This window comes from Verrucomicrobium spinosum DSM 4136 = JCM 18804 (genome assembly GCF_000172155.1).
In the GTDB taxonomy this organism is placed as follows: Bacteria; Verrucomicrobiota; Verrucomicrobiia; order Verrucomicrobiales; family Verrucomicrobiaceae; genus Verrucomicrobium; species Verrucomicrobium spinosum.
Map to the genome: position 1 here is coordinate 2,240,226 of NZ_ABIZ01000001.1, position 20,147 is coordinate 2,260,372.

19 protein-coding genes and 1 pseudogene are annotated in these 20,147 nt (G+C 57.1%); 17 read left to right on the top strand and 3 right to left on the bottom strand.

From position 1 onward, the window contains the following. Positions 1-8: 8 nt before the first annotated feature. The 8 genes and pseudogenes from VSP_RS08850 to VSP_RS08880 all read left to right on the top strand — a co-directional run bounded on the left by VSP_RS08850 (position 9) and on the right by VSP_RS08880 (position 9,683). A complete protein-coding gene (locus VSP_RS08850) occupies positions 9-1,502 on the top strand; it encodes a DNA cytosine methyltransferase (RefSeq protein WP_009960107.1) in 1,494 nt (497 codons plus the stop codon). Then, positions 1,499-2,530 (top strand): hypothetical protein, encoded by a 1,032-nt coding sequence (locus tag VSP_RS08855; protein ID WP_009960108.1) that lies wholly within the window; start codon positions 1,499-1,501, stop codon positions 2,528-2,530. Before VSP_RS08850 ends, VSP_RS08855 begins: the two co-directional genes overlap by 4 nt. After that, entirely contained in the window at positions 2,523-5,096 is a 2,574-nt protein-coding gene (locus VSP_RS39150) for a ParB/RepB/Spo0J family partition protein (RefSeq protein WP_009960109.1), read from the top strand. Before VSP_RS08855 ends, VSP_RS39150 begins: the two co-directional genes overlap by 8 nt. Next, positions 5,093-5,890, top strand: a complete 798-nt coding sequence (locus VSP_RS42965) for a hypothetical protein (RefSeq protein WP_009960111.1) — start codon at positions 5,093-5,095, stop codon at positions 5,888-5,890. The genes VSP_RS39150 and VSP_RS42965 overlap by 4 nt, the downstream gene beginning before the upstream one ends. Beyond that, complete coding sequence (locus VSP_RS43830; RefSeq protein ID WP_009960112.1) at positions 5,887-6,741, top strand: DNA adenine methylase; 855 nt, start codon at positions 5,887-5,889, stop codon at positions 6,739-6,741. The genes VSP_RS42965 and VSP_RS43830 overlap by 4 nt, the downstream gene beginning before the upstream one ends. A gap of 10 nt (positions 6,742-6,751) precedes the next feature. Continuing rightward, positions 6,752-6,976: pseudogene (locus VSP_RS43920) on the top strand (primase-helicase zinc-binding domain-containing protein); the annotation flags it as partial. A 159-nt stretch (positions 6,977-7,135) separates the two neighbouring features. Next, on the top strand, positions 7,136-7,954 hold the full coding sequence (locus VSP_RS39155) for a hypothetical protein (protein WP_232289555.1): 819 nt from the start codon (positions 7,136-7,138) through the stop codon (positions 7,952-7,954). Beyond that, the gene (locus VSP_RS08880; RefSeq protein ID WP_009960114.1) at positions 7,947-9,683 is read left to right on the top strand and encodes a hypothetical protein; all 1,737 of its coding nucleotides are present in this window, start codon (positions 7,947-7,949) and stop codon (positions 9,681-9,683) included. The genes VSP_RS39155 and VSP_RS08880 overlap by 8 nt, the downstream gene beginning before the upstream one ends. 58 nt (positions 9,684-9,741) lie before the next feature. On the opposite strand, the gene VSP_RS08885 is transcribed toward VSP_RS08880, so the two are convergent. The 3 genes from VSP_RS08885 to VSP_RS08895 are packed head-to-tail and all read right to left on the bottom strand — an operon-like array spanning position 9,742 to position 11,484. Beyond that, positions 9,742-10,017, bottom strand: a complete 276-nt coding sequence (locus tag VSP_RS08885) for a eukaryotic translation initiation factor 4 gamma (RefSeq protein WP_009960115.1) — start codon at positions 10,015-10,017, stop codon at positions 9,742-9,744. A 4-nt stretch (positions 10,018-10,021) separates the two neighbouring features. Then, positions 10,022-10,570 (bottom strand): hypothetical protein, encoded by a 549-nt coding sequence (locus tag VSP_RS08890; RefSeq protein ID WP_156345501.1) that lies wholly within the window; start codon positions 10,568-10,570, stop codon positions 10,022-10,024. Positions 10,571-10,626: 56 nt separating this feature from the next. After that, positions 10,627-11,484 carry a DUF932 domain-containing protein gene (locus VSP_RS08895; protein WP_029190299.1) on the bottom strand — a complete coding sequence of 286 codons (858 nt, stop codon included), beginning with the start codon at positions 11,482-11,484 and terminating at the stop codon, positions 10,627-10,629. An 889-nt stretch (positions 11,485-12,373) separates the two neighbouring features. On the opposite strand from VSP_RS08895, the gene VSP_RS42050 reads away from it, so the two are divergent. The 9 genes from VSP_RS42050 to VSP_RS08940 all read left to right on the top strand — a co-directional run bounded on the left by VSP_RS42050 (position 12,374) and on the right by VSP_RS08940 (position 20,123). Continuing rightward, positions 12,374-13,384, top strand: coding sequence for a hypothetical protein (locus VSP_RS42050; protein WP_009960119.1), 1,011 nt, complete (start codon positions 12,374-12,376; stop codon positions 13,382-13,384). Between the two features lie 155 nt (positions 13,385-13,539). Next, positions 13,540-15,342, top strand: a complete 1,803-nt coding sequence (locus VSP_RS08905; RefSeq protein ID WP_009960120.1) for a terminase gpA endonuclease subunit — start codon at positions 13,540-13,542, stop codon at positions 15,340-15,342. Positions 15,343-15,368: 26 nt separating this feature from the next. Further along, the gene (locus VSP_RS08910; protein ID WP_009960121.1) at positions 15,369-15,560 is read left to right on the top strand and encodes a hypothetical protein; all 192 of its coding nucleotides are present in this window, start codon (positions 15,369-15,371) and stop codon (positions 15,558-15,560) included. A gap of 56 nt (positions 15,561-15,616) precedes the next feature. Then, complete coding sequence (locus VSP_RS08915; RefSeq protein WP_009960122.1) at positions 15,617-15,943, top strand: hypothetical protein; 327 nt, start codon at positions 15,617-15,619, stop codon at positions 15,941-15,943. Positions 15,944-15,994: 51 nt separating this feature from the next. Continuing rightward, the gene (locus VSP_RS08920; RefSeq protein WP_172682807.1) at positions 15,995-17,488 is read left to right on the top strand and encodes a phage portal protein; all 1,494 of its coding nucleotides are present in this window, start codon (positions 15,995-15,997) and stop codon (positions 17,486-17,488) included. Then, complete coding sequence (locus VSP_RS39160) at positions 17,485-18,408, top strand: S49 family peptidase (RefSeq protein ID WP_075087860.1); 924 nt, start codon at positions 17,485-17,487, stop codon at positions 18,406-18,408. The genes VSP_RS08920 and VSP_RS39160 overlap by 4 nt, the downstream gene beginning before the upstream one ends. A gap of 24 nt (positions 18,409-18,432) precedes the next feature. Then, on the top strand, positions 18,433-18,732 hold the full coding sequence (locus VSP_RS08930; protein ID WP_009960126.1) for a hypothetical protein: 300 nt from the start codon (positions 18,433-18,435) through the stop codon (positions 18,730-18,732). Between the two features lies 1 nt (position 18,733). Continuing rightward, on the top strand, positions 18,734-19,123 hold the full coding sequence (locus VSP_RS08935) for a hypothetical protein (RefSeq protein WP_009960127.1): 390 nt from the start codon (positions 18,734-18,736) through the stop codon (positions 19,121-19,123). A gap of 412 nt (positions 19,124-19,535) precedes the next feature. Next, complete coding sequence (locus tag VSP_RS08940) at positions 19,536-20,123, top strand: hypothetical protein (protein ID WP_157210802.1); 588 nt, start codon at positions 19,536-19,538, stop codon at positions 20,121-20,123. Positions 20,124-20,147 lie beyond the last annotated feature (24 nt).

Below are 20,147 nucleotides of genomic sequence, written 5' to 3' on the forward strand. Positions count from 1 at the left end.
CCTCGCCCATGGGCAAACGGACTATTCGGATCGCTGATCTCTTCTGCGGCGGTGGTGGGACCACTACCGGGGCCAAACTCGCCTGCTATGACCTTGGTTACAACGTCGACCTGGTTGGCGTCAATCACTGGGAGCGGGCGGTGGAAACGAGCAGGGCGAATCATCCGGACTCGCGGCACTACTGCGCGAGCTTGGACAACATAAACCCCCGGCATATCTACGGCGAAGGTGAGTTAGATGTGCTCTGGGCGTCGCCTGAATGCACAAATCACTCTCCTGCTCGCGGAGGGCTCCCCGTGGTCGATCAGAGCAGGGCCTCGGCAATGTGCGTCATCCGTTGGGCGGAGGCGCTGCGTCCCCCGATCATCTTGATTGAGAACGTGCCCGCGTTCTTGCAGTGGGGGCCGCTGGACTCGCGCAACCGCCCTATTAAGGCTCGTAAGGGTGAGATCTTCCGCGCCTGGAAGGGTATGCTGGAATCTGTTGGTTACAGGGTGGAGCATCGGTTGCTTTGTGCTGCCGACTACGGTGACCCGACTTCCCGGACGCGCTTGATCATTCAGGCGGTGCGAGGAAAGAGGCGTCCCGTTTGGCCTGATGCGACTCATGGGATCACACCTCAGGGTGAGGTGCTGTCGCTCGTGGAGCCGTACAAGACTGCCTTTGACTGCGTAGACTGGTCGCTCCCTGGCAGGTGGTTGGACGAAATGCCCGGAAAGAAGAAATACGGTGGGCTCCCGTTGTCTCCCAATACTCTCAGGCGCATTCATGCGGGGTTCTATCGCCACGGGCTTCAGCCTATGCGTGAGGGCTTGGTAAAGGGTGAGGTCGCAAATGATGGTTATTCCTACATCGTCAATCTTCGGGGCACTTCAGAGCAGGCTCTAGAGGGAAGTTCTCGGGGCATGAATGAGCCAGTGGTCACTATCACGGGCGGCGGTGGACATGTCGCGTGGGTGAATGCGTTCGTCGTCCCTATTGATCACACGGGGGGTGGGCGGATCTCCTGCTCAAGTCTCGATGTCCCGTTGAGCACCATCACGACTGAGGCGCGGCACGGTCTCTTGCAAGCCTACTTGGTGCAGACTTGCCACGGGGACGGTGGCGATGCTGGTGCCGTGCTGCGTCGCGTGCGCGGTGGTCATCAGCCGTTCCCTACCGTTTGCGGTAACCGCGGGGAATGGGCTTTGCTGAAGCCGTATGTCGTCAAGTATTACGGCAACTCTATTTCCTGTGCTCTGGACAGGCCTCTCGATACCATCACCTCACATGATCGTTTTGCCCTCGTGTGTCCTGAGATTGAGATCGCGGGGGTGAAATGCCGGGTGCGTTTTCGCTGGCGGATGTTCCAGCCTCACGAGTTGGCGAGGGCTCAAGGCTTCCCGGAGGACTATCAGTTCAAAGGAAATAAAAGTGAGGTCGTCAAGCAGATCGGCAATGCTGTCCCGGTCAATCTTAGTCGCGCCCTGGTTAAGGCTGCTCTGCGGAGGTATGCGGCATGAGTAGCGCCAAGCAAGAGGCTCGCATGAGGGGCAGTCAGGGCGTCTACGATGTCCGCAACAAAGCTTGGGTGCGCGTGGATCACGGCACTCCGGAGGCTGTGTTTGCAGACATGGATCTCAGAACTGGAATGATGGCTCCTGAATCTGACGGGGACTTCTACCGTGAGAGTGACTGTTGGAAAACGCTACTCCGTTATGTCTGGCATAACGCCCGGTGCATGAATGAGGCTTGCGCTTACTTTGGCTTTGCTGCTCTGAATGTTGATCCGCAGTATGGTTCCAGAATGGCTCAAGATGAGCTGAAGTTTGTGAGGAAGGGTAAGTTCGCGAGGGCTGAAAAAGTCTTTGGCTTGGGAAAGCGTGCGGTCTATCGGGACTGGCAGTCCTTGCAGGGATACACTCCTATCTCTGCCTTGCTCGATGGTGAGCAAGGCGAGTGGGCTCAAGATCATGAAGAGCGGGAGCGGCGGCGCGATGTCTTGCGGGCCATCCTTCGTTCTGCGTGGCAGGATCTTCGCACAAGCAAATGGACGCGCACTCTCCGGGCGGCGTTCGCGAACCTGACGGTGCTGGCTGCTGAGGATCGCGCCCTGTTGGCCTGGATCACTCAGACGGAATTTGCTCGGGGGTTCGTTGAAACGCGTGCCGCCATGTGTGCCCGTCGAAAGCGTCGTGTCCGTGTGCCGCTCGAACTCAATGGTTACTCGGGCCTGACGGCTCCCGGGGGGAAGAGTGAGAGTGCCATCGCAACCTATTCCAAGGTGCAAGAGGGTAACAAAAACCGGGCGGGCGCGGTCGAGGAATCCTTGGATGCGTTGTGGGAAAAGGAGAAGGCTCGCAAGGTTCTCCGGGAGCACTCCCATATTCCCCGTCGTCCCGGGTTGCCTACCGATCCGCGTGCTCTCAAGGCCTTTCTCAAGCGTGAGCAGGAAGCGGCGGAGCTGCGGCGGCTCACGAAACTTTTCCCGGAAATCGCCGGGGCAGAACTAGGAAAATCAGACCTCGAAACCGACAACGACCATGAGTGAACGTACCCTTGAGCCCAAAGAAGCTGAAAACCGCGCCTGGGATATCCCCCTCGCGCTGATCGATCCCTCTCCCTACAATCGCACTCGCTTCGATGAGGGGAAGCTCAATGAACTCGCGGGGAGTCTCAAGCTCCATGGGCAGCTAGATGATGCCTTGGTGCGTCCCAAAGAGGGCGGGCGTTATGAGCTTGTCGCGGGTGAGCGGCGGTGGCGCGCCTGCCCTCTGGCTGGATTCGTCTCACTGCGGGCGAAGATTAAGGAAATGACGGACAACGAAGCTCACGAGCTGGTGCTCGTTGAGCAGCTCCAACACGAGGAATGGAGCGTCGTCGAAGAGGCCCGGGGCTTTGCTTCGCTGATGTCCCTCAAAGATGGTGAGGGCGCGCCCTTGTACACGCTCGAAAAGTGCGCGGTTCGGATCGATAAATCAGAGAACTACATCCGTGAGTTGCTGGCCATCCTCGACGCACCTCAGGAATTGCAGGCGGCGGTTGAGCGTGGGGAGTTGGCGAAGGCGTCGGCGGCTGTTGTTGCATCGATCCCAGATCGTGAGCAGCGGGAGTTGGCGGGAAAGATGGTGCTTCGACCTGCCAACAAAACGAGCGGTCCGCTGTCGGTGCTTGAGACAAAGGAGCTGATCAAAGACCGATTTGCCCGGAGTCTACAGGGCGCGCCATTCAAGCAGGCGGATGCCTTGCTTGTCCCAGAAATGAAAGATATCGCTGGTGCTCGCGTCATGGGTGGGGCGTGCAGTGACTGCCCGTTTCGAGCGGGTAATATGCCTGCCTTCAAAGACGATCTGGCTGTCAGCGGTGGGCGTGGTGGTGCAGGTGGTCAGTCGGGCATCAATCCCAACCTTTGTACTCAACCTAAGTGCTTCGCGAAAAAGTGCGAAGCGGTGGCTGAGACGGTACGTAAAGAGGCCTTGGCGCGGGGTTGCGAGTTGCTTGATGCAGATCAGGCAAAGAAAATTTTCGGGGAAGATGGTAAGCTCAAAGATTCGAGCGGGTATGTGGATATTGAATCCAAGGTCGATCCTACTCTGTTCAATCACTTTGATGCGGCCAAAGTCCCGACGTGGAAAGCGATCATCAAAAAACACGGCAAGGGCAAAGGTATTACCGTCTGGCTCGCTCAAGCTCCCTCGGGTGCCTTCGTTGAATTGGTGAAGTGGGAGGAAGCGGTTGCCTTGGTCAACAAGGAGACTGAGCCTCCCGCGAGTGGGGCTGATCCGGTCTTTCCACCTATGCCTGAATTTTCTGACGGGCCACCAAAAGAGCCGACGCCAGAAGCTCCGCGTACCACGTGGGATGAGGGGGCGGCGAAAGAGGCTAACCGATTGGCTCGCGAAGTGGCGGCGACAAAGGAGCGTCGGACTCTGGAATTCATGGCGAAACTCCGCGTGGCCCTGCGTGTCGCGGTCGCGAAGCAGGACAAGGATATGGCTTCGCTCCTGGTGGTCGATGCTGCGGAACGTGTAGCTGGGCCGGATGCAATGAAACTACTGCGGAAGCTGCCTGGGGTGAAAGTCGAACTGGACAACCTTGAGGATGAATTCGGGCTGTCGGAGTGGCCTGACTATATCGCCCTCGTCATCATGATGTTCCTCGGACGTTGCATGTCCCAGTGGGGGCCTGGTTGGCAGGGGTGGGAGGATTGGGGGGATGCTCTCGGTGTGCGCTTTGAGACTGATCCCGTGGTTACTCCGGATGAGACATTGGGCCTTGAGTTGTCCGGGGAAAGTAAGGAAGAGCGGGCGGCGCTCGATAGTCAGTTGATGGTGTTGGCGCGGGCGGCAAATGCTGCTGATCCGATCAAATGGCTCAACGATGTTGTGAGGGATAACGCTATTTTCGTAGATCCTCAATACGTCTTGAGCTTGGAGGGTACAAAGGCCTTGCTTGATGCGGCCATGGAGGCAGCTCGCGTTCAGGGTGTGATTATTCCTTCTGAGGCTCTGGTGGGCGGTGAGAAGGCGCTTCGTGCTGAGTTGATTGGTGAGATCCGGGCGCTCGCGGAGTTGGCTGAGGGGGCGGAATATCCCGATCTAGTGCAGGGGTGGATTGATTCTGTCGCCCGTGACAACGGCTTGAAGTCCACTTCTGATGAGAGTGCGACCATGGATGATCTCCAAACTCTCCTTGTGCGGGCGAATGAGGAAGTGAAGTCTCTTCAATCGCGAGATGTGCCTGAGGGCGGCTCTGATAAAGTGGGCGCTGAGCCTTTGCGGGAGACGTCTGACTTTCACCTAGTCTCGGCTTCCGAGGCGGCATCGCCAGAGGGAAGCGGGGGCGTCGTCGTCCTCGATGAAATCAAAAGCGAAGTGCAGCCAGAGTTGGACATCGCCTCCGGTGGCGATGGCTTTTTCCTTAAGGCTCACAAGGCGGTCGAGGCTGCGAGGAAGATTGTGAAACAGAAGTCCAAGATAGCCGCGAAAAAGGCGGCTGAAGCCTCGCGCCAAGTGGTGAAGAAATCCGCAAAGGCGGTGGCTAAAAAGGTTGCCAAGCCTGCCAAGAAATCGGCGGTCAAAAAGGCTGGCACGAAGAAAGGAGGGGCCTCGAAATGAGTATCGCGGTTGAATTGGCGTGGGCAATTGTGCCCATTGCTGAGGCTGTGGAGCGGGATGAGCGTTCGTCGCGCTTCCGGTTTGAGGAAATCATTGCCTCGGCTCGGCAGCGGAAGTTGCTGAAGGATGTTGTTGGCTTGGTGGGTGAGGTGCCAGCCGACAAGATTGAGCTTTTGGAGAAGTGGATGGGCTACGTCATCCGCAATAAGGCGATGATGACTTTGAGCCAGACGACTTTTCGGGTCATTGGAACGGAAACCGAAAAGGAATATCAGATTGTGTGGAGTCCTGCACGGGGCAGGAGCGTGGTGCAGGAATGGCCTTCGAAACTTCCGATGATGCAGCAAACGGTTTTGCTCTGTGCTCTCAGGGGACCTGATGGCCTTCGGAAAGAGTCACCAGCAAAAGCGGTGCTGCGGGCCTACAGGCGGGTCATCCTGCTTTCGGCCATGGACGGACTTGTCCTGGCGGACGCATATGTCCCCGGTGGAGGGTCCTTCACGGGGCCTTGCTCTCATCCTGATCGGCTACAGGGCGCAATGAGGGACTTTATTCGTGGGGTTGATGAGATGCCTCATCACTTCCTGATGCACTTCATTCATGCAGTCGAGATCGTTGGCTACAAGCACCCTGATCCCTTGGTCGCGGGGGAATGGGGTGCGTTCTATACGGCTCTCTGCAAGGGCCTTCATATGAATGAGGAGACAATGGAGCAGCTCGACCATCGTCTCGGCGATAATCGTGAGCGGTGGATTGAGACCCAGCAAACCCCGATTGGGGAAATCGTGCAATGACGCCCCGTCGGCCACTCATTAGATACCATGGCGGCAAGTGGCGGCTTGCCCCATGGATCATCTCGCATTTTCCGAAGCATCGAGTTTACGTCGAGCCATTCGGGGGTGGCGGTAGTGTGTTGCTGCGAAAGGAGCGGAGCTATGCGGAGATCTACAACGACCTTGACTCTGAGGTCGTGAATCTCTTCAGGGTGGTGCGCGATGACGGATTGAGATTGAGGGAGGCGCTTCGCTGCACACCTTTTGCGCGGGCGGAGTTTTTGGGTGCGTGGTTGCCGGCCGATTCCTCCTTTGAGCAGGCTAGGCGTTCCGTTGTCCGGGCATATATGGGATTCGGCTCTGGTGGTGTGTCGGAATCTCGCCCCAATGGACGGGTGATGACTGGATTTCGGTCAAACACTTCGAGAGCTTATTCCACACCGGCCTCAAACTGGCATTCCTTCCCGCAAGCGTTAGAGTTGATTGTTGAGCGCTTGCGCGGCGTTGTGATCGAAAACCGAGAGGCTGTGCAAGTCATGAGTGCTCACGATGAGCGAACAACGCTTCACTACGTTGATCCCCCGTATGTGGGTTCTGCGCGTGGCGATGGGTGTGGCGAGTACCGTCATGAAATGACGGATGAGCAGCATCAGGAGCTTGGTGAATACCTTTCAAGGCTATCGGGTTTCGTTGTTGTTTCCGGTTACCCGTCAGCTCTGTACAATGAAATATTCAAAGGGTGGTTTCGTGTTGAGCGTAGGGCAATGGCTGACGGGGCGCGGCCTCGAACCGAGGTTCTATGGATGAACTATGAGCCGCCGAATACGGCGCTCGGTGTGACGGATGGAGTGTTTAACTGGCCTCAGGAATAATTCTGCGACAATGGAATCGGACGAAAATCCTCGTGGATGGTATCAGGCGGAAGACGTGCGTCAGGCGGCGAACGGGAGGTGGGTCGACGTGCTTGCTCGTTTTGGTGTACCTACTGACCTGCTGACGGGCAAGCATTGCCGTTGCCCTGGCTGCGGTGGCAGGGATCGCTTTCGCTTCGATGACCGCGATGGGGATGGGACTTTCTTTTGCTCTCAGGGCGGCGGGGGTAACTTGTCCGGCGATGGTCTGATGCTGCTCGCGCACGTCACGCGGTGGGAGTGGAAGCGGTGCGTCGAGGAAGTGGGCAGGTATCTCCTCCCTGATGCTGTGAGAACCTCGCACACGCGGCGACTCTACGGACCTGTTGAGCCGGGCGTTGCGCCTCGCCCTACGATGCCTGCGAAAGAGAAGCGTCCGCCTTTCGATCTGGCGAAGCTTGAGCGTTTCGTTGAGGGGGTTCAGCCGATTGACCGCGAGTGGCTCAGTCGTCGCTCGCCTAAGCCGGTGCAAAACATGACTGCTGCGGATTTTATCGAGACGATGTATTCCAAGGATGAGCGAGTCTTGATTTTCACCTCGGAATACTCGCAGGGTGATTTTATCCATAGGTCCGGCTTTGGGAGCTATCGCCTCGCGGCGGAGCGAGGGGTTAAGGCGGTGCCTTCAGCGTTGCCGACCACGGGGAGGTGTGGCGTTTGGTTTCTGACGAATCCCGTCACGGGGCAATGGGAGAATAAGGCAACCAAGATTCGTCACGGTGACCGGGCGGGTGAACTAAACGCGGAGTGGACGCGTCGGAGCTGGCCCAATATCACCTCGTGGCGACATATGATTCTTGAAAGTGACGAGGCTCCGGAAGAGCTTTGGTTGCGCGCCCTGGTCAAGCTGGCTCTCCCAGTCGTTGCTATCTACAGTTCCGGAAAACGCTCCCTGCATGCCCTGGTGCGTGTGGATGCAGGGAGTAAAGTAGAATGGGATGCCATTCGTGATTTCATTGGCCCGATGCTGGCCCCTATTGGGGCAGATCCGGGGGCTTTGTCTGCCGTGCGACTTTCCCGCCTGCCGTGTTGTTTCCGCGAGGGGTATGTCGACAAGAAAACAAAACAATACATTCGATTTCCTAAACCCCAATTGCAGGAGCTTGTTTACCTGCATCCTGAGCCTCCCATGAAGCCAATTCTGACTCTCAAAGAGAGGGCAATTCATGCTTAGTGCAGATTCATCGGCTAAAGACATCACGGTCCCGCGTGGGCTGTTGGAAGCGCTCAGGCCTCAGATTGAGGCTCTCGGCGAAAATCTGCCGGGGTTCGACCGCATCGTTCCCAAGGTGGATCTTGACCTCGGGGTTCGTGAGATGGGTATGCAGCTCGGCGGCATGCTGAAGAATTGCGGGCTCTACCGCAAGGGGATCAGTCGTCGCCTTGTGGCCATGTTTTCCGATGAGGGTTGGAAGGAAATGACGCCTCATCGCTTCCCGGGGTGGGTCGAGAAATTCGTGACCTGCTACAAAAACCATCGTGGGGGCAAAGGTGGGTACTATATGCAGGAGACTTCCATGGGGAAGGATCTGGCGGCGAAGGTCCTGGAAACCGATGACTTCCTAGTCCAGATCCCAATCATCGAGCACGTCGTGAACGTGCGCGCCCCCGTGCTTAGGAAGGATGGAAAGATCGAGTTGCTGAGGCCCGGGTATGATCACGACAGTCAGATTTGGTGTGATGACGCTGTGCCCTATCGCCTGGACATGACTCCCGCTGAGGCAATCGACGTGATCAACGAATTTTGCTGCGAGTTCCCGTATGCCGACATGAAGCAGCCCTTCAAAAAGCACGCCTGGACGAATCGCTCATTCCTTGTGCATGTCGCGGGTATGCTGGGGGTCTTCAACCGCTTCCTGCTTTCGCCGGGGGTCATTCGTCCGTTGATGATGTACTTTTCTAACGATCAGGGTTCTGGCAAATCGATTCAGGTGGCTATGTCCCTCGCGTCTCTCTACGGGATTGCGGGCAATACTGATCTTCCCATCAGTGGGAACGGCGGGCTCAACCAAGATAGATTCACGGCTCTGCTTGAGACGGCGGCTCAGAGCAGCGCGCCCTTTCTCTTCCTTGATGACGTGCCTCCATCAGTCTTTTCGAACGCGCTCAATCGATTTGTGACCTCCCCGAAACACGTGGGGCGCAAGTACGGCGGCAACGATGAGATGTTCGAGGTTCCTGCGGTCACGCAAGTATTCGTTACAGGAAACAACGTTAACGTGACCCGTGACATGCAGCAACGCGGGCTCATCTGCGAGCTGTTCTTGAATGTGGATGCAGAGTCGATCAAGCACTCGCACAACATGACTGCGCATTGGATGGGGCTGGCTCCTCAGCGTGAGCGGCTCTTATCCGCGCTGTGGGCGATGACTCGCCACTGGATCACGCTGGGGCAACCTCCGGCCACGTTCAGCAAACCCCGTGCCCCTGAGTGGAGTGCCCTGGTGGGTGGCATCATGGAGTCACTCGGGGTTACTGATGATCCGTTCGTTGCGGCTGAGCTTCCGTTCTCGGGCGATAAGCAGACGGATGAAATGCGCAAGCTCCTGACGGCTCTCGCGGATGATGTCGAGGAAGACTATGAGATCTGGCTAGAGGATCAGGATGAGGAAAAGGAGCCGTGGGCTGGCAAGTTGATCACGACGACTGTTGTCGTCGAGAAGGCCCGGAAAATCGGCGTCCTCATCGAGGTTGTCGGTGGGCCGGAAGAGAAGCAGCCCCCTAAGGCTGGCGACCTGCGCAAGCTCGGGAGGCGGCTTGAGAAGTGGCGCGGCAAGGAGGATCTACGTAGCTCCAAGGGGCGGCGCTTCCGCTTTGGTAAGCGCAAGCAGGAGCACGGGCAGATTTACCCGATTGAATGGCTCGATGAGCTTCCGGTCGCGCCTAAACCTGAGGGGGGCTAGTGGTATCTTTATGCCGAGATCCAGAGCCGAAATTCATCTGCAGTAGCGAATTTTTCTATCAGTCCTTGAGGTTGAGGGGTGGCGTCTTCTCGACCTCTGTCGCCTCGCGGGCGAGCTTTTCCTCGGCAGCTTCCCTCAGCCATTCTACCAGCTTTTTGCCCTGCTTGCCTGCTGCCTTCACGCACCTGGTCTTGAGGTGTCCGAAATCGGCGATCACTCTTCCTCGCCCGTGGATCTTCTCTTCCTCGGGCTTGGTGGCATTCTGGTTGCCCGTGGGCGCTCCTCTCTGTTTGGGCTTTTCGTCGGGGGGCTCGCTGGCTATGGGTTGCTGCATGAGATTATTCGCGAAAGCGGTTTGGATGGGTGTCGTAGTCGTCGGCGGTCTCCTGGGTGTGCTCTGGGTAGAGCGTCCCGGCTATTTCTGCAAGGCTTGAGATCTCGCCACCTTCCGTTGAGGGGCAGGGAATCTTCTCTGTCATGAGGCGGGTTGCGATTGCGGTGATCCTCTCCATCCTTTGCAGCACGGTTTCCAGAGCGTTTGCGGTTGCGAGGCCTCGCTCGTAGCGCTGCATGGTGGAGGCAACTTCCTTGGTGATGAACTGCCACCGGATCTCCTGGCCTTGGGAGTTTGAAAACCCGGTCTGCTCAAAGTGGAACTCGTGGGTGAGTCTGCTCGCTAGGTGCTGATTGTCCCTGATTCTGCTCAGATCCCGCCTGCTGTAGACTCCTGAGGCTCGGGCTTCCCGATACGTTTCCTCGGCGTTGAGGGAGGTCCAGAAGGGCGCAAGGATCTCGCGGGCGCGATTAAGCCGCGTCTGGGCGTCTGTAAGGGTTTTGTGGCAACTAGTCATTGTCGTGAAGATTGAATTTGCTTTTTTGACTTTCAAGCGGGCTTCCCAGAGGGCGGCGGTTTCTGAGCCGCCCTCTGGGAGGATTCGATTTATCAGGCCTTCAGTTGCTTCATGCCCTCAGCGAGAGCCCAAAGCGCCCGATTGAGATTGGTGTTCTGATCGATGCCGCGCACCTCGCGGGTCTGCCTGCGGGCCACACGGCGCCCTTGATCGTCACGTTGAATGTAGCTGATGCCGCCTCTGATGACGTTCTCTTGAACTGTGTTGAGGGTGTTCCAGAGATTGGAGGGTGCGTCATCCCTGCGCCGGACGTTGAGCAGTTGGGTGGCGGTGACTGGGGCCGGCTCGTCTCCGTACTTGGCGATCAGGGCGGAAGATGCAAAGAGAGCCTGCTCTTCGGATGTGAGACGAAGGTCGCTCATTTGGCGAACGCTCTCGCTCACCTCGGGGAGGCGGTTAAGAACCTCGACGCAACCATCGAGCACGAGATCCGACACGTTGCCTTTGTGTGAGATCCTTACGTCTGCCACGCTGTTTTCAGCCACGACCATTCCGTTCCCGCAGACAAGACGGAAGACTCCGGCCATGAGGCGATATGAGCTCGTGCCGTCATGGCTATTGAGCAGCACAATCTCATTATGTGTGCCACCTACGGTCAGGGCCTGGGAGGCGTGGCGGAGTCTAAGGAGGTGCTTTGTGAAGCCTCTCTTCTGCTCGTCGCGGCTCCCGCCCTGCATCACGGCGTGGACCTGGAAGTCTTCAGCCATCAGCCGGGTGAGCACCTCGCTGGTGGGAATGTGAGTGTAACGGTTAGAGCGGGACTCGTGAGCGCTGTCAGCGAAGATGGAGGGGGCGGCAGCTTGGATTTGGCCAAGGGTCAAGGGGGTGTCTGAGCGAAGGTGAGTAGCGCCAGATCCGAACCGATTAATGCGAGTGCTAAGGGTATTCATGTTAGGTGTCCGGGAATTGGCCCGCCCGGTCGGGAGTTGAGTTTGTCTTGCGGCGTTGTGTCGCTCGACATTTGAATAGTATATACAAATCAAAACATTGCAAGAGGGTTTCTCAACTTTCTTTTGCCGAGTATGTGCGCGCCATTGTCATCGGCCCTCGCTCCCCCGTGCCCCTGGGTGGATCATGGTCCCTCGGGTGATTGATGGCGGTGACCCGGTGACTACCTCCTCTCCGCCTATGGCTCGCCCGTGAAGCGGGCCTATTGAGGCGAGGGTGTGCCTCGGGTGATTGACGAGCAACCGCCCATGATGCGCCCCCTCTCTCTACCTTCGCCCGCGAAGCGGGCCACTTGATGCGCATGAGAGGTCCCTCGGGTCTATACCCTCCCCTTCGACCCTATTTCTTGCCCCCTCTCCCCTCGCGCTCCCCTCGCGAAGCGACTCTTTTGCCGGGGAGGGCGCGCCCTCCCCGTGCCCCCTCCCCGTACCCCTCATCATCATCTTGGCAGGCATCTTGCCAGCCCGCGAGGGGCCGAAAGACCAAGGTTTCTGACAAGATGCTAAGTCTGACAAGAGAGAGGGATTGCAGTTTGCTTCTTTGCGGGGTATCCCCCGGTGACAGAACGCGGGGACAACATGTCAGACTTGCCATGTATTGACTCTTAAGGTGTGTTAATTGTCCTTGCTGATAGATACTAAGGCCCCCTTAAGGAATCTTTTGGCCCCCCGTCCCGGGAGCGAGTAGGTAAAGCGTCCCCCCCGCTTTTTGAGAGGGGGTGTCACGATTCCATAACGTCCCCGCTAGGGTGTCCCCGTGCCTCTAGGGCGCGCTGTGGCGGTGCGGTCGGGGTGCCGGGGACAAATTGACACGCGGTCGACCGCGTGCCCCATGGTTGCTGAATTCGCCCACATCCTGACCAAGCTCGCGTGCGGGGGAAACCTGAACGGGGACGAAATGACCCGGCTGACAAGTGGGCCGTCCTGCTCGTCTGAGACCCGGGAGTTGCAGAGGGCGCGCCTCGCTGCCCTGGTGAGGCGGTGGGCGAAGGGTGGTGACCTCACGAAAGAAGAGATCCGGGAGATGGGAACCACGGTCCCAGACGGGCGAGCTGGTGCTCAGCGTGTGACCGCTGAGAAGTACAAACACACGCTCGCGCACTATGCGGCTCAGCTCGGGCTCGACTCGAAAGATCCGACCCGGAAGCTCAAGAGGTGGATACAGGCAGGGCGGGGTAAGTCTCCTCCGGACCTGCCTCCCTTCGATGACTTGCCATCCATGGCGGACTGGTGGGAGCGCAACATGGAATGGCGAGTGCCTGACTACCTGCTCAAGCTCAAGGGTGGTGTGCCTACGTCGCCTCCTACCGTGCAGGTGACGCAAGGGGCGGCTGCGGCTCCTCCCGGGGGTGCTGGCGCGTCAGACGACGCGTTGCCTCCTCCTACCCTCGACATGGATGCGGACGTATCCTCTGACCTCGGCTTGCGTCAGGTCCGCGCCCTGGTCGTCGGTGTCTTTGATCAGATGGAGAAAGCGAGGTTGGCGCAAAACTTCACTCAGTACCGTACCTTGCAAGCTGAGTGGCAAAAGCTCGTCGGCACCCTCAGGCAGTGGGAAAAAGATAGCGTGAAGATTCAAGAGGCGAACGGCTCGGTCATCCGGGCCAGTGTGCTGAATGCCGAGATGGTGGGTATGCTGTCGGTCATGTCCTATTCTATCTTCAATGCTATGATGGTCCTGTCGGAAAAGTTGGCTCCTCATATCGCACCCAGTGACAGGCGCGCCATCGTTGTTCCGCTGCGCGATGCTGTCTTCATGCACCTTAAGAAGACTCGATACCGCTCCGCGTGGGACGGCACTCAGAAACTCACTGATCCTGCATGGACCTCTTCAGTAGCCTGAATCCAGCGTTCCCGCTGTGCATACCGTATCAACTGCAACCGTCGACCACTCCGGAGCATCGTTGGCTAGCGGGGCATGCTGATCGGTGCTTTCGAGGGAAGCCTACTGAGGCGGCGTGGCAGTGGGCGGGGCGTGAAGTCTGGTTGGGCGGCAAGATGTCCGCCACCCCCAAGCAGTACGACGTCAGCAACACTCCCTGGACAAAGGAGTGGCAAGAGTTGCCCCTGCGTTCTGACGTGCGTGTCGGGGCATACATGAAATCCTCTCGAACGGGGGTCACTGAGGGCGCGCTCAACATCCTCCGGTGGATGCCTGAGAATTGGCCGGGGAATGCGCTCTACTCCATCACGTCAGACAAGAAGGCCCGGGAGATTGTCGACCGCCGAATGTTGACCACGATGTCGGCGGGGGTGCTGTCGGCAGACCCGAAGGACACGGGCCTCTCTCGGATCTCACTCGACTCCATGGACATGGTCTTCAGCGGCTCGGGCTCCGCAGATCCATTTCAGGAAATTTGGTATCGCCTCATCATCCTAGATGAGATCGAGAACCACGTAAAAAATCAGGAAACAACTACCTACAAGCGAGCACGGTCCCGGCAAACGGACGTGCCTGACGGGCTGGTGCTGGCCATTGCCAAGCCTGAGTTGGCGGGCGGAATCATCGATGAGATATTCATCTCGGGGACTCAGAAGAAATTCCTGATCCCTTGCCCTCGATGTGAGCGATTGATCGAATTGCGGACTGATCACCTGGTTGTCGAGGGGTGCTATGAAGGAGGTGAATGGGATCTCGCCCGGGTGGTGACGGAAACTTACTATCAATGCCAGCTCTGCCACGGAAGGATTGAAGAGAAGGAAAAGCGCTCGATGGTCAATAGTGACCTTGCGCGACAGGTGCCCACGCCTCCCAGTGAGCGGCGGCGTTCGCCTTCGGGGAAGTATGTGCCTCCTGAGCCCGGGGTGGAAAGCTATCACATCAGCGACCTGTACTCGCTGCATGAGCGCGTGAGTTGGGGTGAGCTGAAACAAATGCACCTGCTCGCCCATGTGATCAATCCCACCCAAGAGGCGAAGAAATATTTCCGAATCAACCACGAGGGATGGCCTTGGGAAGATGAAGTGTATTCGGTCACGGCGGAGTCGGTCAAAGCGCTGAAGGCTGGCAGGGTGGAAGACGTGAAGGTCTCGAATGCGGACGGCACGGAAACCATTATTAAGACGACGCTGGCCCCCCTCTGCCTGCTCACTGATCACAATGGCGATCCGCGAAACCCTGTCTTCTATATGGCCTATAAGGACGGGAAGCCTCAGGGCCGATTGCCGTTCAAGCCTGTTTGGATCACCATGACTGCTGACAAGCAGTTCAGTTATTTGAAATATACTGTCTTTGGCTGGTTGCCTGATGGGCAAGCCTTCTGGATCGACCGTGGCACCGTGCAGGATGAGGATCAGCTTGACGCGACATTGCGGCTCCGTCCCTACTTTATCGAGGGCGAGGAAGAGCCGATGTTCATCACGGCGGGGCTTATCGACTCGGGACATAGGCCTCATGAGGTCTATCGTTTTTGCTTGAAGATGATAAACCTTCACGGGTGGATGATCCTCCCTGCGAGGGGTGAGGGCGAGCACGAAGGGTATAAAGGTAAAACGTGGCGGCTCGTGAAAGACTATGTGGACGGCACTCCCATCATGGTCAGATACTTTTTCGACCATGGCATCAAGAATGAGTTCTATCTCAGTCACGTGCAAAAGAGGGCTGAGCCTCGGCTCTGGTTGCCTCATGACCTTCCTGAGACCTCAATCGCGGAGCTGACGGCTGAACGATACTCAGAGGAAGAAAAGAAGTGGATTCACGAAAAATCAAAATACGGGCCTAACGATGAGGGTGACGGCTGCAAGATGCAGTACGTCCTATTTCATGAGAACCGAGACGCGTTACGGGCGCTCGGTCGATAGCCGTCTTGACAGCCTTATACCCGTAGATGTCCGAATCGAAAGATGCTCAGACGGCACTCTTGCAGGCCCTGCATGATCAAGGGGTTGCGGGCAACTTGGTGTGTCGCTTCCGGGGTTACGGTGTGCTCGTGCTGTGCCTCCCGGAGTACGGCAATGCAGAGCAGTTGCTTTTGGAGCCTACGCCTCCTGTGTCGGTGAATGAAGGCTCTGGGCCATAAGTGCGAATACCCTTAGCTCGTTGTGCCGCGTGGGACATTGACACGCATTTCCCAGCGTGTCCGCCCTGCAAGCAAACCCTGAGTTGTTAATCAGTTCCCTCCTGCGTCATGCAGGGACGTTGCCAGACGGCAAGGGGTGGCTAGTCACCACTCAAAACACGGCTCGAACCGCCTGGATGAGTGGGGATGAGTACGCGACTCAAGTCTCAGATCAGGGGAGCAACACGAGCTGGATGCGGGAAATCGCCGCTCACGTGCTCGACCAGCTCTGCGAGTCAGCCATTCAAAGGCTGGAACTCACTGAGGAAACGGGTGGATCAAAGCCGCCTGTTGGAAATCTGAGCTACGCGGATTTCAGCGGCGGGCCTTGCACCATGGGATAATCTATGAGCAGACGCAAAAGGTACTCTCATCAGCAAAACAATGGCGCGCACGTGCGCGCCATTTCCGCTCCAGACCTGACGCTCTCTGCCATGCAGGGTTCGTTTCAGGGTGCCGAATTTTCCCGGGATCGAGGGTATATCTACCTTCCCACTCTCGATACAAAAAAGGAAGTCGATGAGTGGAGCCGACTTGAGCTGCTCAAGCGGAGTCGCTTCATCTACAACTCCGGGGGTGGGTTGATTCATCGGGCCGTCAATGGTGTCGCTCGAATGGTGGTTGGCACTGGACTGATGCCTTACCCGCTGGTGAAAAACAAGGAGTGGAGTCGGCGCGTCCGGATGCTCTACTCAAGCCGTTGCGGATCGGCCAATACCTTCCACCTCGGCAAGCGCTTCAACACTGGTCAGGCTCAGCGAGCTATCATTCGCTGCAAGATCAAAGATGGTGACGGGGCTGCGGTGTTGGCTCGGGACGAGGAAACGAATCGCCTGCGTATCGCGCTCTACGAATCCAACCAAATCGGAAACGGTCGGAAGCATGAACCAAACAAGCGTTGGCATGACGGTGTGTTGCTTGATCAACACACGGCAGCGCAAGCCTTCCGATTCTTGGGCACGAATGACCGGAATCAGGAAACGACTGTTGATGTCCCGGCAGAGAACGTCCTGTTCTTTGCGAATTACGAGCGCATCAATCAGGTGCGCGGGCTCACTCGATTCTATCCAGTGCTTAACAAGGTGCTGGATCGTGGTGAGATCATGGCGGCTCTGACAAAGGGCATCAAGGTCGCGAGCCATATCGCCTACGTTATTGAGGAAGCGGCTCAGCAAACGAGCAATGTTGCTGGAGCTGGGGGGGCTTTGGCTCCTCGTCCTCAAAAGTTCATCGAAACGAATGACGGGAAAAAGATCTCTCTTGAGCAGTTCCTCATGGGCGGGGAAGCGTGGGGCCTAAAGCCCGGGCAGACCTTCAAAATGGTTCAGTCCACGAATCCTAGCCAGAACGTCAGGGAGCACCTGAATGACCTGGTTAGAGACGTGGCTCTCGCGCTCGATTATTTCCCTGAAATCCTCTGGAACATCATTGGCCTCGGTGGCGCGAATATGCGCTTCGTGCAGGCGGACACTCAGAGCAAGATCGAGGAAGAGCAGGAGGACTTGGTTGATCAGTTCCTCGGGCCTCACTACATCGCCTGGTTGCGCGACATGATCGAGCACGGTGAGATTGAGGATATTGAGGGGTGGGAAAATCACGCGTGGCTCGCGCCCGCTCGCTTGACCGTCGACTTTGGTCGGGACGGAAAGCTTCACATCGAGCAATACAAGCGGGGCATGATCACCATGAAATCCCTCTACGGGTTTCGCGGTGAAGAGTGGCAGATCGAGATTGATCAGTATCTCGACGAACGGCTCTACATCAAAGAGGGAGTCGAGGCCCGCAAGCTCACGTGGGAGGAAGCTTATCCAGAGCAGCGGCAGCAAACCATTGAGCCTGCCAAAGATGAGGAAGAGGAAGAAGACAAGATCCCTGAGGTAACACCATGAATTTCTCCCACCTTTTACGTGCAATGTACTTCGAGCCGCTCAGCGTTGAGCCCTCGGTTTTTCAGGCTATGCATGCAACTATTTGGCCGCGCATCGTTGGCGGTCATAGCTTGGAAAACCTTGAGTTGCAAGCTGCCGGCTCTGGACAGAATTCGAAGGTCTATCGAAATCCGTACTCTTCACGGCGTGCCACTCAGCTCTTTCCCTCGGTGGACCGGATGTCGGGGCAGGTGGTCAATGATGAGTTCTTTTATCGCCTCGAAGGTAAATCGAATGTGGCGGTCATCCCGATCTATGGAGTCTTGGCGAAGAATGCAGGCCTCCTTCAGCAAGTCTGCATGGGTTTCTGTGACATCAATCCAATCGCTCACGCGGTCAATCAGGCGGCGAAAGCAAAGGATGTCTCGACCATTGTGCTCGATATTGCCAGCCCTGGCGGTCAGGTGAAGGGTATTCGTGAAACCGCCTCAGCGGTGAGGGCTGCGGCGAAGACTCGTGGCAAAACGGTCTATGCCTTTTCAGATGAGAATATGGCAAGCTCTGCCTACTACCTTGGTAGTCAGGCGAATGAAATCTACGTCACGCCATCTGCCACCGTGGGGAGTATAGGAACTTACCTCGCGTGGCTCGATCCCACGATGAAGCTCGCCATGGAAGGCTTGAAGCTTGAGTTCTTCGGGGCGGGGCAGCACAAGGGAATGGGGCTGCCTGGAAAGCCTTTGAGCGAAGGTGACCGCGTCTTGCTTCAGGCCACCGTGGATGAGTTCAATGGATGGTTTACCTCCGCCGTACAAGGGGCGCGTCCGAAAGTGGTGAATGCCACTATGCAGGGGCAATCCTTCAGTGGTGAGCGGGCGGTGGGGGTTCGACTCGCTGACGGCATCTGTGATACGTGGGACGAATTCATCGATCTGCTCTGAGTTATTCGACAACGGTCTCAGTGCATGAAGAGAATCGTTCAAGTCCTCGTGGTTGTCTGCCTTTTCTGTTGGGAGGCATTGAACACTCTTGCCATCAACAAGCTGATGTCTGCGGACGAAAGTCTTGCGGCGGCGCTGGGCGACTCCGCTCGAAATGAGAATTGGATGCGAGGTGAGGTCGATGAGCTTTGGCAGGAGTGTCAGAGGATCGATGGCGGTGTGTTCTTTAACCGATATTTCCACGACAGGCTTCGCGAGCGAGTGGATAGAATGGAGTCAGCTCCCCGTGATCTCAAAATAAACCCTGTGCTTCCTTCGGAATGATATGAAACTTTTCGCAATCAATGACTACGAGGTTTGGATGGGGCCTTCGAAAGAAGCGGTTCTTGAGGGATTGAAGTCTGAGTACGTCGAGCTTGAAGATTTAGTTTTCGAGGATGGCGTTAAAGAGTTGTCAGATGAGGCTCTTGATCGCTTGATGTTCAATGATTCCGATGATCGGGATTATACCGGTTTCCATCATTGGCAATGTGAGTGCGGAGCCATGGCGGACGCTCGTTGCAGGTGGAATGGTCAGGCTTACGAGCATCCTCACCCTTACCCTGTTGGGCACGTGCTCATGAAGAATATTCATCGGCGGCCCTTCCGTGAGGAGCTGGCTCGTTTGGTTGCCTCTGGAGCGGGGGTGCAGATGTTTTCCTCAACCGAATACTGAATGAGTGTGGGTGAGCAGATGCATCTCCTGTTGGGCAGTGACAACGTGCCCTGCGTGTGTTGTGGTGGCCGTTCGTGCGAGCATCTGGATGATTGCCCGGTTTTCTCAAAATCGTTGCAGGAGCACCTAGAGGAGTTGGATAACTGGCTATGGAATGAATCTGAACTCTATCGCATGGAAAAGAGCGGTGAGTTGAGAAGACGTCGGAGGCTCCTCAGTATTGACAGACCTTTGGCAGGGTATGAAGAAACGCTCTGCCCTTGTTCCCCTGATCTCCGGTGCGATCCTTATCGCGATGCTGGTGCCGATGGCTCTGGCCTTCGGAATGATTCCTCTCCCTGACCTCGTTACCTTGGGGGCGGGCGCTCCTCATGTCACCTCGGGGGGCGTTCTTTGCGCGAGTCTGGGCGGAATGATGTTCCTGCGTCCGCCTCTAATGGAGGCTGAGGATGACGTGCCTCCCGGGTCTGGGGGCGGCGGCAAGGGCGATGGTCCTCAGGCGACCATGACTATCGCTCAGCGATTTGTGGCGGCAGCCTCTCTGATAGCCAAAGGTGAAAAGGCTGTGGCGGATCTCAACGCGACGATTGATCAGCTAACTTCTGATGTGTCCGCCAGAGACGCAACTATAACTGAGTTGCAGGGAAACTTGACCGCTGCGAACGAAAGAGTCGCTGCTCTCGAAGCTGAAGCGAAGGCTACGGAAGATGCGCTCAAAGCGATTGAGACGGAATCCGAAAAACTTAAGGCGAAGGAAGCGGACGTTGAAAAGAGGGCGGACTCCAAAGCAAAAGAGAAGGTGGCGGCTCTTGGTTTCCCTGCTGGTAAGCTCCCTGCGGCGACCTCTGATAATCCGGGCGAAGTCTCGGCGGAGGATCAGATTCGCAAGCTCCGGGGCTCTGAGCGCATTCGTGCAGGTATCGAATTCAAGCAGAAGGGGAAGCTCCCGGATTGGGTGCCTGATGCAGTCGCAAAGCTTGAGGCGGCAGCGAAGAAATAACCCTCCGCGTTGACATAGGTCGCC